Annotated in this window: 12 protein-coding genes; 4 read left to right on the top strand and 8 right to left on the bottom strand. The window is 38.9% G+C overall.

Annotation, left to right across the window (positions count from 1 at the left end; all coding sequences use genetic code 11):
• Positions 1-488 precede the first annotated feature (488 nt).
• Positions 489-794 carry a GIY-YIG nuclease family protein gene (locus tag ABVM50_RS00420; protein WP_405199476.1) on the top strand — a complete coding sequence of 102 codons (306 nt, stop codon included), beginning with the start codon at positions 489-491 and terminating at the stop codon, positions 792-794.
• A gap of 268 nt (positions 795-1062) precedes the next feature.
• Here ABVM50_RS00420 and secA read toward each other — a convergent pair whose 3' ends face one another.
• The 8 genes from secA to ABVM50_RS00380 form a co-directional block, all read right to left on the bottom strand.
• Positions 1063-4419, bottom strand: coding sequence for a preprotein translocase subunit SecA (secA, locus tag ABVM50_RS00415; RefSeq protein ID WP_405199475.1), 3357 nt, complete (start codon positions 4417-4419; stop codon positions 1063-1065).
• Positions 4420-4506: 87 nt separating this feature from the next.
• A complete protein-coding gene (locus tag ABVM50_RS00410; protein ID WP_008272287.1) occupies positions 4507-4728 on the bottom strand; it encodes a DUF2795 domain-containing protein in 222 nt (73 codons plus the stop codon).
• A gap of 152 nt (positions 4729-4880) precedes the next feature.
• Positions 4881-5453 (bottom strand): cob(I)yrinic acid a,c-diamide adenosyltransferase, encoded by a 573-nt coding sequence (locus ABVM50_RS00405; protein ID WP_405199474.1) that lies wholly within the window; start codon positions 5451-5453, stop codon positions 4881-4883.
• Between the two features lie 80 nt (positions 5454-5533).
• Positions 5534-5707 (bottom strand): hypothetical protein, encoded by a 174-nt coding sequence (locus ABVM50_RS00400; protein WP_405199473.1) that lies wholly within the window; start codon positions 5705-5707, stop codon positions 5534-5536.
• Positions 5708-5755: 48 nt separating this feature from the next.
• Positions 5756-6460 (bottom strand): ABC transporter ATP-binding protein, encoded by a 705-nt coding sequence (locus ABVM50_RS00395; RefSeq protein WP_405199472.1) that lies wholly within the window; start codon positions 6458-6460, stop codon positions 5756-5758.
• A 43-nt stretch (positions 6461-6503) separates the two neighbouring features.
• The gene (locus ABVM50_RS00390; RefSeq protein ID WP_405199471.1) at positions 6504-7310 is read right to left on the bottom strand and encodes an O-methyltransferase; all 807 of its coding nucleotides are present in this window, start codon (positions 7308-7310) and stop codon (positions 6504-6506) included.
• A 78-nt stretch (positions 7311-7388) separates the two neighbouring features.
• A complete protein-coding gene (locus tag ABVM50_RS00385) occupies positions 7389-7748 on the bottom strand; it encodes a four helix bundle protein (protein ID WP_405199470.1) in 360 nt (119 codons plus the stop codon).
• A gap of 42 nt (positions 7749-7790) precedes the next feature.
• The gene (locus ABVM50_RS00380) at positions 7791-9665 is read right to left on the bottom strand and encodes an ABC-F family ATP-binding cassette domain-containing protein (protein WP_405199469.1); all 1875 of its coding nucleotides are present in this window, start codon (positions 9663-9665) and stop codon (positions 7791-7793) included.
• A gap of 998 nt (positions 9666-10663) precedes the next feature.
• On the opposite strand from ABVM50_RS00380, the gene ABVM50_RS00375 reads away from it, so the two are divergent.
• Genes ABVM50_RS00375 through ABVM50_RS00365 form a run of 3 tightly spaced genes read left to right on the top strand, consistent with a single transcriptional unit; the run spans position 10664 to position 14780 of the window.
• Positions 10664-11452: a polysaccharide biosynthesis/export family protein gene (locus tag ABVM50_RS00375; RefSeq protein ID WP_405199468.1), complete on the top strand. Its 789-nt coding sequence runs from the start codon at positions 10664-10666 to the stop codon at positions 11450-11452.
• Complete coding sequence (locus ABVM50_RS00370) at positions 11452-13917, top strand: polysaccharide biosynthesis tyrosine autokinase (RefSeq protein ID WP_405199467.1); 2466 nt, start codon at positions 11452-11454, stop codon at positions 13915-13917. Before ABVM50_RS00375 ends, ABVM50_RS00370 begins: the two co-directional genes overlap by 1 nt.
• The gene (locus tag ABVM50_RS00365) at positions 13917-14780 is read left to right on the top strand and encodes an ABC transporter permease (RefSeq protein WP_405199466.1); all 864 of its coding nucleotides are present in this window, start codon (positions 13917-13919) and stop codon (positions 14778-14780) included. Before ABVM50_RS00370 ends, ABVM50_RS00365 begins: the two co-directional genes overlap by 1 nt.
• The last annotated feature ends 32 nt before the right edge of the window (positions 14781-14812 follow it).

Below are 14812 nucleotides of genomic sequence, written 5' to 3'. Positions count from 1 at the left end.
TGGTCGAGCAACTAATATAAAATAACATTTTCTGGTCAGCAGTATTTAGCACTGAGCCTGTCGAAGTGTGGTTTGATTTGTTCTGGTCTTGATATTCAAGCATTCAATAAACTCGTACGAGTAATAATGAAAGTTTTATTAGTATGATTCTAATGCAGTTCACCTTACTATTTGCTCATCCTTCGACAGGCTCAGGATGGCAATAGTTGTTGTAATCCAGCCTTTGTCATGCTCGGTCGAGCAACCAATTTAAAATAATATTTCTTGGTCAGCAGTTTGCAGCACTGAGCTTGTCGAAGTGCAGTCAAATTTGTTCTGTTCTTGAAAGTCATGTCATGGAGAAGCTCCGTAGTCTGGCATGTGTTACTAAAACATAATATCCATTAATAATTATATTTTCAAATGTATCTGAGTGACCTGTTTATATTAATTTCAATTTCTGAAGATAGTCTGTAGCATAGAACCTGTAGAAGTTTAAAATTATAAACATGAAGTTATATTATGTATATCTATTAAATTGTAAGGATGACTCCTATTATGTAGGTATGACCTCCAATCTGGAAGAAAGATTATTACAACATAATTCAGGAAAATTTCAGGATGCATATACATTCAACAGAAGACCTGTGAAATTAATGTGGGCGCAACAATTTACAGATCCAAATATTGCTTTAGACCTGGAAAAGAAATTGAAAGGATGGAGCAGGAAAAAGAAAATTGCCTTAATTCTGAAAGACTGGGAAAAGTTGCAGAAACTTTCAAAAAACTATTCGCAATTTGGGAAACCTGAATAAATCTAATTTAAATATGGTTTCTGCGATTACTCATTCTTCGACAGGCTTAGGATGGCAATAGTTTTTGTAATCCCACCATTAGCAAGCTCGGTCGAGCAACGAATTTGAAATAATATTTATTGGTCAGCGGTATGCAGCACTGAGCCTGTCGAAGTGCGGTTATTTACTCTGTTTTAGCTAATCCATCCATAGAACAATTCAATCATGCAAATGCATAAAAAAAGCCTGAAGTAAAACATCAGGCTTTTTTTATATATAAGAACAGGTACTATTCGTCTACAAGAACCCAGTCTCCTTTATCTAGGAGTGGAATTGCTTGTTTGAACTTCATGGCTTTAGTTTCACCACTTAAGACGTTCTTCAAAGTAACCTTATCGTTTCTACCAATTTTAGGTCGGTCTCTAGTGATGGTTTCAGTGATCTCTGGTTTACGCTGAGTATTACCGACCGCGCGGCTTTGAGCTGCACGTTCATCCATATTCGGGATTTCTTCCTTCTTGGTTTCAACTTTCTCTTTTTGCTGAACCTGTTTTGCTTCCTGAATATTAGGAACGCTTGCCGTTGGGATTTCTCCTTTAAATAGGAAGGACATCACATCACGGTTTACAGTTTCCAGCATGGCTTTAAAAAGTTCAAAAGCTTCGAACTTATAAATAAGCAATGGATCCTTCTGCTCATGTACAGCCAATTGAACACTTTGCTTCAACTCATCCATTTTTCTTAAGTGAGTCTTCCAGGCTTCATCAATAATGGCGAGGGTGATATTCTTTTCGAAATCTTTAATTAACTGCTTTCCTTCAGTTTCATAAGCTTTCTGAAGATTAGTAACTACGCTCAATGTTTTCGTGCCATCTGTAAAAGGAACAGAAATACGCTCGAAGTTATTTCGCTCATCTTCATGAACCTGTTTGATGACCGGGAATGCACGTTCAGCATTATGAGCCATCTTGGTGTCATAATGAATGTATGCAGCCTTGTAAACCTCTCCAGCTAGCTTCTGAGGCGTCATTTTCTTGAATTCTTCTTCAGAAACAGGAGAACTCATTGAGAAATTCCTGATCAGTTCAAATTCGAAGTTTTTGTAGTCTTCAGCTCCTTTATTTGTTTCAGCAATATTTTCAGAAATATCAAAGATCATATTGGCAAGATCCACACGTAACCTGTCTCCGAATAGAGCATGGTAACGACGCTTGTAGATCACCTCACGCTGCGCGTTCATCACATCATCATATTCCAGCAAACGCTTACGAACTCCGAAGTTATTTTCCTCTACTTTCTTCTGAGCACGCTCAATAGACTTGGAGATCATGGAATGCTGAATAACTTCACCTTCTTCCAGACCCATACGGTCCATTAGTTTGGCGATTCTTTCAGAACCAAACAATCTCATTAAATTATCTTCAAGAGACACATAGAACTGTGAACTACCCGGGTCACCCTGTCTACCGGCACGACCACGCAACTGCCTGTCCACACGTCTAGAATCATGACGCTCGGTACCAACAATCGCCAGACCACCAGCTTCCTTCACTTCCTTACTCAGTTTAATATCGGTACCACGACCAGCCATGTTAGTAGCGATGGTTACGATACCGGCATTACCAGCTTCAGCAACAATATCGGCCTCCTGCTTGTGACGTTTCGCGTTCAATACGTTGTGAGGCACATTCCGAAGCTTCAGCATACGGCTGAGTAATTCCGAAATTTCTACGGAAGTAGTACCAATAAGTACCGGTCTGCCCGCATTCGAAAGATCGGTCACATGATCGATCACCGCGTTATATTTTTCACGTTTGGTCTTATAAACCAAATCTTCTTTATCATTTCTGGCAATAGGTCGGTTGGTTGGAATTTCCACCACATCAAGTTCGTAGATCTCCCAGAATTCACCAGCCTCAGTTACCGCGGTACCAGTCATCCCCGAAAGTTTGCGGTACATTCTAAAGTAATTCTGAAGCGTTACCGTAGCAAAGGTTTGTGTCGCATCTTCGATCTTTACATTTTCCTTGGCTTCAATTGCCTGGTGGAGTCCGTCACTATAACGACGACCATCCATGATACGACCGGTTTGCTCATCTACGATCTTTACTTTGTTATCCATCACTACATACTCTGTGTCTTTTTCGAACAGGGTATAGGATTTTAGTAACTGGCGAAGCGTATGAATACGTTCACTTTTTACTGAATATTCTCTGAATAGTTCTTCTTTCTTTTCAGCTTCTTCTTCGGCAGAAAGACCTTCTTTTTCAATTTTCGCGATCTCCATTCCAATTTCAGGCATTACGAAAAAGTCAGGATCATTTTCTCCGGAAAGAAACTCAATCCCCTTATCGGTAAGATCGATCTGATTGCTTTTTTCTTCGATCGTAAAATACAGCTCGGCATCAACCTTTGGCATTTCACGATTATTATCCTGCATGTAGTGATTCTCGGTTTTCTGCAATAATTGCTTAACACCTTCTTCACTCAGGAATTTGATCAATGCTTTATTCTTCGGAAGACCACGATATACTCTCAATAGTTGGAAACCACCTTCTTTGGCGTCACCTTCCTTGATCAGTTTCTTAGCTTCTGCAAGTACTTTTACAAGATATTTACGCTGAACTTCTACGATATTAGCAATCGCAGGCTTCAATTCCATAAACTCGTGCGTATCACCTTTAGGTACAGGACCAGAAATGATCAATGGAGTACGGGCGTCATCGATTAATACTGAATCCACCTCATCCACGATCGCATAGTTATGCGGGCGTTGTACCAGATCATCGGGAGCATGAGACATGTTATCTCTCAGGTAATCAAAACCGAATTCATTGTTGGTTCCGTATGTAACATCAGCATTATAAGCTTTTCTACGAGCGGCAGAATTTGGACGGTGGTAATCGATACAGTCTACACTTAAACCGTGAAACTGAAAGATAGGAGCCATCCAGGCGCTATCACGTTTTGCCAGGTAGTCGTTTACAGTTACAAGGTGCACTCCGTTTCCGGTAAGTGCGTTCAGGTAAACTGGCAAAGTCGCCACAAGAGTTTTACCTTCCCCGGTGTGCATCTCTGCAATTTTACCCTGGTGCATAGCGACACCACCAATAAGCTGAACGTCATAGTGGATCATATCCCAGGTTACCGGTTTTCCGGCTGCATCCCAGGAGTTGTTCCAGATGGCGTGATCACCTTCAAGATTTACATAATCTTTTTCTGCAGAAAGTTCTCTATCGTAAGCAGAGGCCTGAACCTTTAATTGCGGATTATTACAGAAACGTTTAGCTGTCTCCTTAACTACTGCAAAGGCTTCCGGAAGGATATCATTGAGTACTGATTCAGAAAGCTCGTAAGATTTATCTTTAAGCGCATCAACTTCAGCATAGATATCTTCTTTACGGGTGATATCATCAATTTCATCAGCTTCCTTATTTAGCGCTACTATCTTATCTCTAACTTCTTTAGTAGCATCAGAGATCTGAGATTTAAATTCAGATGTTTTTGCACGCAATTCATCCAGGCTCATCGCTTCGAACTTAGACTCAAGAGCCTTGATCTTATCAACGATGGGTTGAATCGATTTTACGTCTTTCTTGGATTTATCTCCAACGAAAGCTTTTAATACGGTATTTAAAAAACTCATAGTGGTTTTTTTATTTAAGGGGTTCAAATTTACGCAAAAAAAAAGCCTCATGATTGAGACTTTTCCCTAATTTCTACGTGTTATATTTTAATATTCATCCTCATTCCAGAGGTAATCTTCATCTGTTGGATAATCCGGCCAGATCTCTTCAATAGAATCATATGAATCACCTTCATCTTCTATTGCCTGTAAATTTTCGACAACTTCAAGCGGTGCTCCTGTTCTAATTGCGTAGTCTATTAACTCGTCTTTGGTGGCCGGCCAGGGTGCATCACTTAAATAAGATGCTAATTCTAAAGTCCAATACATTGATTAATCGGGTTTTAAATTTTGGCAAAAATAATTTTTTTGCTCTAATAGCCAAGAAAAAAATCTATTATTTACTCAATAATGATAAGAACATAAAGATTTCGATCATTATTTGCATTATTCACAATGAATATGATGAAAATCTAATTGATTTAGGATTTTTTTGGAATCCATTGAATTTCTTCAGCTTGCAAAGAATGAGACAACATCCGTGCCAGCACAAACAGGTAGTCTGAAAGTCGGTTTAAATAAACTAAAACCTGATCCTGAAATGGTTCTATGTCATATAAGGCAGTAGAAATACGTTCAGCTCTTCTACAAACACAACGTGCTATGTGACAGAATGACACGCTTTGATGTCCGCCAGGCAATACGAAATGTGTCATTTCAGGCAACTCCGTATTCATCTCGTCGATCGCATGTTCCAGTTTTTCAATATCAGTATCCGATACTTTAGGAATGTTCAAGCGATCCTTGCCATTTTTAAGTTTTTCCTTCTCAGGATCTGTAGCCAGCACCGCTCCAATAGTAAATAATCTGTCCTGTATTTCTATTAGTAACTGCTTGGTGCTATCGTTTACGGGCTGATCTCTTAGAAGACCTATATGTGAATTTAACTCGTCTACCGTTCCGTAGCTTTCAATACGTATATGATGTTTGGGAACCCTGGTTCCTCCAAATAGAGAAGTGGAGCCCTTGTCCCCGGTCTTGGTATATATTTTCATTGCAATTTTTTATCAGGATAAAAGTACGAAGTTCGAGGAGCTAAGAAAAATAAAGCGGAGAGCTTAACATTCAGAAAAGATTAAAGAGTATCAGATTCCTGCTCTCGTTTGCGTTCGTGATAACGTTTTCTGAAATTCCTGTTCTTTCGCTCTTTTTTAATTTTTTTACTACGGTTGGAATTCCATAGAAAAAATGCGAGAATGGCTACAATAATGAGGAGGTATAGCCAGGTTTCCCTATCAAGATCGATCATAAGATTTGTTTAGAGATCTAAATTTACAAAAAACCTGAAAAATCTAATCTAAACTGTTGGAGTATGCACTTTTTTGCGTTCATCGGTCTCTATTCTACCATCTTTCAAGCGGATTACCCGGTGTGCATGCTCGGCGATCTCTTCTTCGTGAGTAACCAGGATTACAGTATTTCCTGCAGCATGAATATCATCAAAAAGATTCATGATCTCTACGGAAGTTTTTGAATCCAGGTTTCCGGTTGGCTCATCTGCAAGAATGATGGAAGGTTTATTAACCAGCGCACGTCCAACTGCCACACGTTGTCGCTGTCCACCCGAAAGCTGATTGGGTTTATGATCCATCCGGTCACCGAGTCCCACGCTGCGAAGTACTTCTTCAGCACGTTCCTTACGTTGAGATTTTGTCGCTCCGGCATAAACCATTGGTAAAGCCACGTTATCCAAAGCGGTAGTTCTGGGAAGTAAATTAAAAGTTTGAAAAACGAATCCAATTTCTTTATTCCGAATTTCCGCAAGTTCATCATCACTCATCTTACTGGCATCCTTTCCATTCAGAATATAAGACCCGGAAGTTGGAGTATCCAGGCAGCCCAGAAGATTCATTAAAGTAGATTTTCCGGAACCTGAAGGTCCCATGATCGCGACATATTCACCTCGTTCAATATCCAGATCGATACCTTTTAGAACTTTTACGACTTCCTGCCCTAAAGGGAAATCTCTGGTGATGCTGCGAATTTCGATTACTTTACTCATGGATTTTAATTTACGCTTGTTTGACGGCGATTCAACTAATTTGTTACACCCTTATCGTAAAATGCTCTTTTACCTGTTCACTTCGGAAGAATATAAAACCCCATTGAAAAGTATCGATCGAAACCCGAACCTTCGGATGCTCAATAATTTCTTTCCAGGCTTCCTGCATTTCAGCAGACCAGTGGATATCATCAAACATAAAGACAGAATCATTGTGAGCAAGAGGTAATAACCTGTGAAAATAGTCCAGTGTTGCCTGCTTTTGGTGATTTCCGTCGAAATAAATAAGGTCGAATTTCTCTGAAGTTTTCTGTGCGATATTTGTTGTTCGGAGTGTACCAGTTAGATCAGAAAGAACATTTTCAATTTTATCGATTCTTAAGTCAATATTTTTGAAATCAAACTTTTCAAACTGTTTTCGGGCGATTTTTGCAGTTTCTTTACAACCTTCTATAGTGGTAAGTTTTGTGGAATTGTTTGCTGCCATGGCTGCGGAAGCTAATCCTAGAGAAGTTCCAAGTTCCAGAGCATTCTCGATATTCAGATATTTAATGATCCTGGATAGTAACTTTGCCCGAAATAGGGTGATCCCGGCATTTTTGGCAATTGCGTGTACCGGTCTTTGATTGGAACTAAAAACCCTGCTTCCTGCACCAAAATCTTTTACTTCGATAATTTCTTTATTCCGAAGCAGATCATTGCGGTATTCTTTGATCAATTCATATTCCGAATGTTCCAAATTATCATAAAAACATCTGGTCACCAGCTCATAAACAAAAGGGGAGTGGAGTCCGTGTTCGTTCTGACTCTTTAAAAGGAATTTTATATAGGCTTTGAGTTGGAAGAGCATGAAATTGGTTATGGGTTCTCAGTTGTAGGTTATGCGTTTCATGTTTCTAAATAAAGAATTATGGAAAAGGAAAATATACTATTTCCATTCTCTTTCAACATATTTTATAAATGAATAGATTTTTGCACCCAGAATTTCATAATTGGCCTTGAGTTCTTTTGTCCCTTCAATTTTATAGAGGCGATCTATCATTTCTAATTGAGATAAACACTCGTGCAACGAAGCGTGAGAATAGATTAAATATTTGAGAAAATCCTGCTTATAAGTACGTCGGCCATAGCCTTCAATGATATTATCCTTAATGCTTTTAGAAGATCTCCGAATCTGGCTTCCCTGTTCATGAAGTTCAAATTTTGGAAGTTTTAAAGAGATGGCATGTACTTCTAGAGCATATTCAAATGCCAAATTGTAAATATCCAGATCTTTATAACTTTTCATTTTTCTATCTTAACAGACAACAGACAACAGACAACAAATAAACTAACTCTCTAGCTTCTCCATCAATTCAAACCAGCGCATGGTTTTAGTTTCGATCTCGTCTTCAACTTTTTTCAGGTCTTTAGATCTTTCAGCGACCTCATCAGCACTAAGTTCGTCCAGGAAGCTTTGCTGAATTTTCTCTTTCTTCTTCTCCAGTTTTGCGATTTCTTTTTCCAGGTTACTGTATTCCTTTTTCTCGTTATAGGTTAGAGAAGCTCCGGAGCTACTGGATTTATATTCTTTTTTGTCTTTTGCTTCAGAAGTCTTTACTATTTGAACGTTTTCAGCTTTAGGTTTAGAAGCCTGGTATTCTCTGAAGTCAGTGTAGTTTCCGGGGAAATCTGTGATCGCACCGCCACCTTCAAAAACAAAGAGGTGATCGGTAATTTTATCCATAAAATATCGGTCGTGAGACACCACGATGATACATCCTGGGAAATCCATCAGGAAACTTTCAAGAACATTCAGTGTAAGAACGTCCAGGTCATTGGTTGGCTCATCGAGAATCAGGAAATTTGGATTCTGAATAAGAACAGTACATAAGTAAAGACGTTTCTTTTCACCACCACTCAGTTTTTCCACAAAGTCATATTGCTTTTTTCTACTGAAAAGGAAACGTTCCAGCAATTGTTCCGCAGAGATCTGTCGGCCCTTTTTAAGCGGAATATAATCGCCAAACTCTTTGATCACCTCGATCACTTTCTGTCCGGGCTTGATCTTGATACCTTTCTGAGTATAGTATCCAAATTTTACGGTTTCACCAATAACAATCTTCCCGGTATCCGGTTCAAGACTTCCCGTAAGCATGTTTAGAAAAGTAGATTTCCCAGTACCATTTTTCCCTATGATCCCAATTCGTTCACCTTTGAGAAAATTATAACTGAAGCCTTCCATCAATTGCTTTCCACCGAGTTCCTTGGAAATATTGTGAATCTCCACGATTTTGCTTCCAAGACGTTCCATATTGAGTTCCAGTTGAACCTTATGATCCTGCCGGCGTTGTCCCGCACGATGTTTTATCTCATGGAAATCCTCTATTCGAGATTTGGACTTTGTAGTACGCGCTTTAGGCTGGCGACGCATCCATTCCAGTTCCTTTTTGTACAACTGCTGAGCCTTGTCCGTATTGGTAGCTTCCTGTTGATGTCTTTCTTCTTTTTTGTCCAGGTAATACGAATAGTTTCCTTTATAAGTATATAATTTGCCATCTTCCAGCTCCACGATTTCGTTGCAAACCCGCTCCAGGAAGTAACGGTCGTGAGTCACCATAAAAATAGTAAAGTCCTGTTTTCTGAAATATTCTTCCAGCCATTCGATCATGTCGAGATCCAGGTGGTTGGTAGGTTCATCAAGGATGATAAAGTCAGGTTTTTTAAGAAGCATTCTTGCAAGGGCGAGGCGTTTCTTCTGTCCTCCGGAAAGGTTTTTTACAACAGCCTGCAGATCTTCAAGATTTAATTTAAAAAGTATTTGTTTGAATTCGGTTTCAAAATCCCAGGCGTTATTGGCTTCCATGGCATCCATGGCTTTCTGAAGAGCATCAGAGTCTTCAGGATTTTCCATCGCTTTTTCGTACTGAGCTACAACTTTTAAGGTCGGATTCTCACTCGAAAAGATACTCTGCTCGATGGTAAGCTCGGGATCAAGATCAGGTTCCTGGGAAAGGAAAGCAACACGTATGTCATTACGATAGATAACCTGACCATCATCTGGGGAATCGGTACCCGCGAGGATGTTTAATAAACTGGTTTTTCCTGTTCCATTCTTGGCAACAAAACCAACTTTCTGATCTTTATTTATTCCGAAGCTAATTTGTTCAAAGAGAACACGTTCGCCATATGATTTCGCAACATTTTCTACTGAAAGGTAATTCATATTATTGTTATCGGTTCTATGTTGTCCGTTAGAGCCTCAAAAGTACGATAGGCAAATGACAATTGACTATTGATAGTTAAAAATGGATAATTATTTTGTCAGCTTGTTTGCCATTGCTCATCCTGCGACAAGCTCAGGATGGTAACGAATTAACTCAATCCACTTAATTAGGACTGTGTAGCACTGAGCCTGTCGAAGTGCGGGTTTTGATCGAATGCGGTTAATTCTAGCTTAGGACATACTCAGTCTGGCATTATTATCATCCACATAATTTTATTTTGTGGTTGTTGCACTGAGCCTGTCGAAGTGCGGGTTTGTATGCACGGCATTGGTTTACTGAAAATTGCTGATCCTTCAACAGGCTCAGGATGACAATGTATTTTTCACAAGTTATTTGCAGCACAGAGCCTGTCGAAGTGCGGGTTTGTATGCACTGCATTGGTTTACTAAAAATTGCTCATCCTTCGACAAGCTCAGGATGGCAATGAATTTAGCACCTGTATTTTTCACAAGTTATTTGCAGCACAGAGCCTGTCGAAGTGCGGGTGTGTATGCACTGCATAGGTTTACTGAAAATCACTCATCATTCGAAAGGCTCAGGATAGTAATGAATTTAGCACCAATATTTTTCACAAGTTATTTGCAGCACTGAGCTTGTCGAAGGGCGGTATAGTCTGATAAGATATTAATAAACATTTTGGACCACCACTCTCCACTCTCCACTCTCAACCCAAAACCCAGAACCCAGAACCCAGAACACAGAACCCCAAACAACAAACCCCCAAACCACAAACCAAGAACAACAAACCCCAAACCACAAACCAAGAACTATAGACCAGCAAACAAAAAAACCGTCATACACAATAATCGACCGACAACCTACAACTCACAACTTATAACCCAAAACCCACAACTTATAAACCAAAACATAATTCCACCCCAAAGTTTCGTTATTTGCTCGTAAAAACTATATTTGTTAAAACAATGTGAAGCCCTCTATGCGATTTAAATCTTTTTTGTTTTTATTCGCTGCAATACTAACCTTAACCTCCTGCGTATCTACAAAGCAGATGTCCTATCTTCAGCAATATGATGAAGAAGTGGACAGTATTATTCAGGTTCAGCGATTGCGCAAACCTTACCGTATCCAGACAGGTGATCTATTAAGTATTAGAGTAAAAGCTCTGGATCAGGATATTGTGGGAATGTTCAATCCAATAGGAAGTGAGAATCCAAATGCAACTACAGAGGAAGCAGTATATTTTGATGGATTCACCGTGGATGATCACGGAAACATTCGGGTTCCAACTATGGGTGAAGTAAACGTGCTCGGATATACTGAAAAGGAAGTACGGGAGATGATCGAAAAGAAATTACTTGACGAATACTTCCGGGAAGAAGCAAACATATTTGTTACCGTAAAACTTGCCGGGATACGTTATACAACTTTAGGCGAAATAGGGCAGGGAACCCAGGTAATCTACAAAGATCAGGTCACAATTATGGAAGCTATCGCCAATGCAGGAGGAATTGAAGAATACGGTGACCGCGAGAATGTACAGATCATCAGGCAGTATCCTCAAGGTGAGGAAGTACATACTATAGATGTAACTAATATCAAGGCAATGGCCAGTCCATATTATTATATTCAGCCGAATGACATGATTGTGGTCAATCCTTTGCCACAGAAAGCATTAGGTGTGGGTACCACTGGATTAGGAGTTTTTACGACAGTTTTCTCAATAGTTTCTGTGGTTACCTCTGTAATTTTATTAGCTACCAGATAATGGCGCATGAAGATGATCACATATCAGATGTAGGAACGACTTTTGATTTTAAAGGTTTTCTGTTTAAGGTAATTAGTTATTGGAAACTGATTATACTTTCCATTGGGATTAGCTTTGCAGTGGCCTATTACAATAATGTTAGAAAATTACCTGTATACCAATTAGGTAATACGATTTCTATAAAAGATGATCAAAATCCTTTTTTTACTTCCAACACCAGTTTAACATTTAATTGGGGAGGAACTTCAGATAAGGTGAATACTGCTGTTACTATTCTTAGATCCCGATCGCATAATGAAGAGGTGGTAGAGCGACTGCAATTCTTTATTAATTATCGCGCACAAGGTGAATATCAGCGGGTAGATGTGTACGGTCAGAATCCTTTCCATGTCATAGCAGATTCTGCTGCTTTTCAGGCTAACAATGTAACTTTGGAGCTATCCATGCAAAATGATAATAGTTTCAATCTGAAGTCAGATATTCCAGAAACACTTTACCGCACAAATTACAAAACTAAGGAAACTGATAATCGAACTGTAGAAGCAGGTGAATTTAATCGTAATTATAAATTTGGAGAACATATTAGTTTACCCTTCTTTTCCGGCTATATTCTGCGGAATGAAGGAAACTACGATCTAAATCGTAAAATATATATAAGCTTTTCAAATTTCAATGGCGCAGTAGGCTCTTATCGCGGAATGAACATTTCCAATGGAAATGGATCTTCTGTTCTAACTATGAGTCAGACAGGGCTTAATAAATCGAGAATCGTGGACTACCTAAATGGGTCGGTTAGAGTCTTGAGCGAAAATATGCTCAAACGAAAGAACCTTTTTGCTACTAAGACGATAAGGTTTATAGATAGTAGTCTTGCGGTACAATCGGCTGAATTGAAAAGAGTAGAGGATGAGCTTAATAGTTTCCGGAATCAAAATTCTGTTCTGGATATATCAGCAGAAAGCGGACAGCTTTCCGGTAAACTCGCGGAGCTGGATATTCAAAAAGAAGAGATACGCCGGCAATTAAGTTATTACGATAATCTTGAAGAATATTTACAAACCAGAAATGATTATTCCAATGTGCCTGCACCTTCAGTGGCTGGTATTTCAGAAGGTAGTATTGCTAGCGGAGTATCACGAATTATTCAGCTAGCTGAAGAAAGAAAGAACTACCAGTATACCTTAAAAGACAATTCCCCAGTATTCAGTGATATAGACCGTCAAATAAATTCTGTAAAATCAATAATCCTGGAGAATATTAATTCCTCAAAAGGTTTATTGAATTCAGAATTGAGTCAGGTACGCTCTAAGATTTCTCAATTAGAAAGCGAAGTACAGAAATTACCTCAGGAAGAACAGGATTTACTAAAGATTCAGCGTAAATATTCCATCAATGAAAGAACATATAATATGTTCCTGGAAAAGAGGAGCGAGGCAGGACTTATCAGGGCGGCGAATGTTAGTGATGTATTAGTGATTGATAAAGCCAAAGATACCGGAGGAGGTAGAATAGGACCTAATACACAGTTGAATTATGTCATGGCAGTTTTAGTTGGTGGAGTAATACCCCTCACATTTGTATTTCTTCTGGTATTCCTGAATACGAATATCCATAACGCTCAGGAAATCTCGCGATTATCGACGATACCAATTCTTGGGCTTATAGGTAGGAGTAAATTGAACAGTAACCTGGCCGTCTTCGAAACTCCAAAATCATCCATTGCCGAAAGTTTCCGGGGTCTTAGATCCAGTTTGCAATTTATGTATAAACGACAGGGTATAACTGGTTCTAAAACCGTAATGATCACCTCTTCTGTTTCTGGTGAAGGAAAAACTTTCTGTGCTATGAACCTTGCTACTGTTTTTGCGCTTAGTGAAAAGAAAACGGTACTAGTAGGTGTGGATCTTAGGAAACCGAAAATATTTGATGACTTTCAGTTGAATAACGATCTGGGTATAGTAAATTATTTGATCGATCAGGCTACTACAGAGGAGATCATTCAGAAAAGTAAAATTCCATTTCTGGATGTGATAACTGCCGGACCGGTTCCTCCAAACCCCTCAGAGTTACTAATGACTGAAAAGATGGACCAGCTTATAGCAGAATTAAAGGAAAATTACGATTATATCATTCTGGATACGCCTCCTATTGGGATGGTTGCTGATGCTCTGAATTTGGTAAAGCATGCCGATGCTACACTGTATCTGGTGCGTCAGGATTATACCAAAAGAGGAATGCTGGAAACCATCAACGAGAAATTTAAGAAGGGAGAGATTAAAAATATCAGTTTTGTACTGAATCATTTTGTGCACAGTGCAAAGTATGGTTACGGCTATGGCTATGGCTATGGTTATGGTTATGGCTATGGTTATAATCGTTATGCCAAAGGTTATTATGGAGCGGCACCATCGAGAATTTCTCAACTAAAACTTTCCTGGAAAAAATTTATGCGGAATTTTGAATAATGAGCGAAGCGAAAGAAAACGATTGGCTTTATGAGATCACTCCCAAGCGTAAATTAATAGATCTTAATTTTAAGGAGGTTTGGAGATACCGCGATCTTTTGATCCTGTTTGTAAAAAGGGATATAGTCACAGTTTATAAACAGACTATACTGGGACCGCTGTGGTTCTTTATTCAACCACTTTTTACTTCAATAATTTTTACCCTTGTTTTTAATAATATTGCCAGCATTCCTACAGGGAATGTTCCATCTTTTCTATTCAATTTAACGGGGATCACGGCATGGAACTATTTTAACCAATGCTTAACTGGTACTTCAAATACTTTTACGGCCAACGCGGGGATTTTTGGTAAGGTTTATTTCCCGCGGGTGATTATGCCATTAAAAACTGTGATTTCCAACTTGTTTAAATTCGGAATCCAGTTGCTGATATTGATTATTTTTTATTGCTATTTTTTATTTAATGGCGCTGATTTAAGTCCTAATTTTAATTTGATTTTGTTCCCGGTTTATGTCTTAATGATGGCTTTATTAGGACTTGGTTCCGGAATGACGATTTCTGCCTTAACTACTAAATATCGGGATCTAACCGTTTTGGTTGGGTTCGCTACAACGTTATTAATGTATATCTCGGCGGTGCCATATCCTTTAGCTGAAGTAGAAAATAAAATGCCCGATTGGGCCTGGCTGGTTAAGTATAATCCGCTTACACAGATAATAGAAGGATTTAGGTATATGATTTTAGATACGGGAACCTTTACGTTATCTGGTTTTTTGTATACGTTAGGAGTGTCAATTGTGCTTTTTCTGCTGGGTTTAATTATTTTTAATCGAACCGAAAAGAACTTTATTGATACGGTGTAAGAGTGAATGTTGAGAAGTGAATAGTAAATAGC

Origin of the sequence: Christiangramia sp. LLG6405-1 (assembly GCF_045055805.1) — a bacterium.
Taxonomy (GTDB): domain Bacteria; phylum Bacteroidota; class Bacteroidia; order Flavobacteriales; family Flavobacteriaceae; genus Christiangramia.
This window is presented reverse-complemented; position numbering and strand designations above follow the sequence as displayed.

Bases quoted from the DNA above. Each gene is read 5' to 3' on its own strand.
- ABVM50_RS00370 (WP_405199467.1), top strand. From the start codon at position 11,452: ATGGCGCATGAAGATGATCACATATCAGATGTAGGAACGACTTTTGAT.
- ABVM50_RS00390 (WP_405199471.1), bottom strand. From the start codon at position 7,310: ATGCTCTTCCAACTCAAAGCCTATATAAAATTCCTTTTAAAGAGTCAG.
- ABVM50_RS00380 (WP_405199469.1), bottom strand. From the start codon at position 9,665: ATGAATTACCTTTCAGTAGAAAATGTTGCGAAATCATATGGCGAACGT.
- ABVM50_RS00405 (WP_405199474.1), bottom strand. From the start codon at position 5,453: ATGAAAATATATACCAAGACCGGGGACAAGGGCTCCACTTCTCTATTT.
- ABVM50_RS00410 (WP_008272287.1), bottom strand. From the start codon at position 4,728: ATGTATTGGACTTTAGAATTAGCATCTTATTTAAGTGATGCACCCTGG.
- ABVM50_RS00400 (WP_405199473.1), bottom strand. From the start codon at position 5,707: ATGATCGATCTTGATAGGGAAACCTGGCTATACCTCCTCATTATTGTA.
- ABVM50_RS00365 (WP_405199466.1), top strand. From the start codon at position 13,917: ATGAGCGAAGCGAAAGAAAACGATTGGCTTTATGAGATCACTCCCAAG.
- ABVM50_RS00395 (WP_405199472.1), bottom strand. From the start codon at position 6,460: ATGAGTAAAGTAATCGAAATTCGCAGCATCACCAGAGATTTCCCTTTA.
- ABVM50_RS00420 (WP_405199476.1), top strand. From the start codon at position 489: ATGAAGTTATATTATGTATATCTATTAAATTGTAAGGATGACTCCTAT.
- ABVM50_RS00385 (WP_405199470.1), bottom strand. From the start codon at position 7,748: ATGAAAAGTTATAAAGATCTGGATATTTACAATTTGGCATTTGAATAT.
- secA (WP_405199475.1), bottom strand. From the start codon at position 4,419: ATGAGTTTTTTAAATACCGTATTAAAAGCTTTCGTTGGAGATAAATCC.
- ABVM50_RS00375 (WP_405199468.1), top strand. From the start codon at position 10,664: ATGCGATTTAAATCTTTTTTGTTTTTATTCGCTGCAATACTAACCTTA.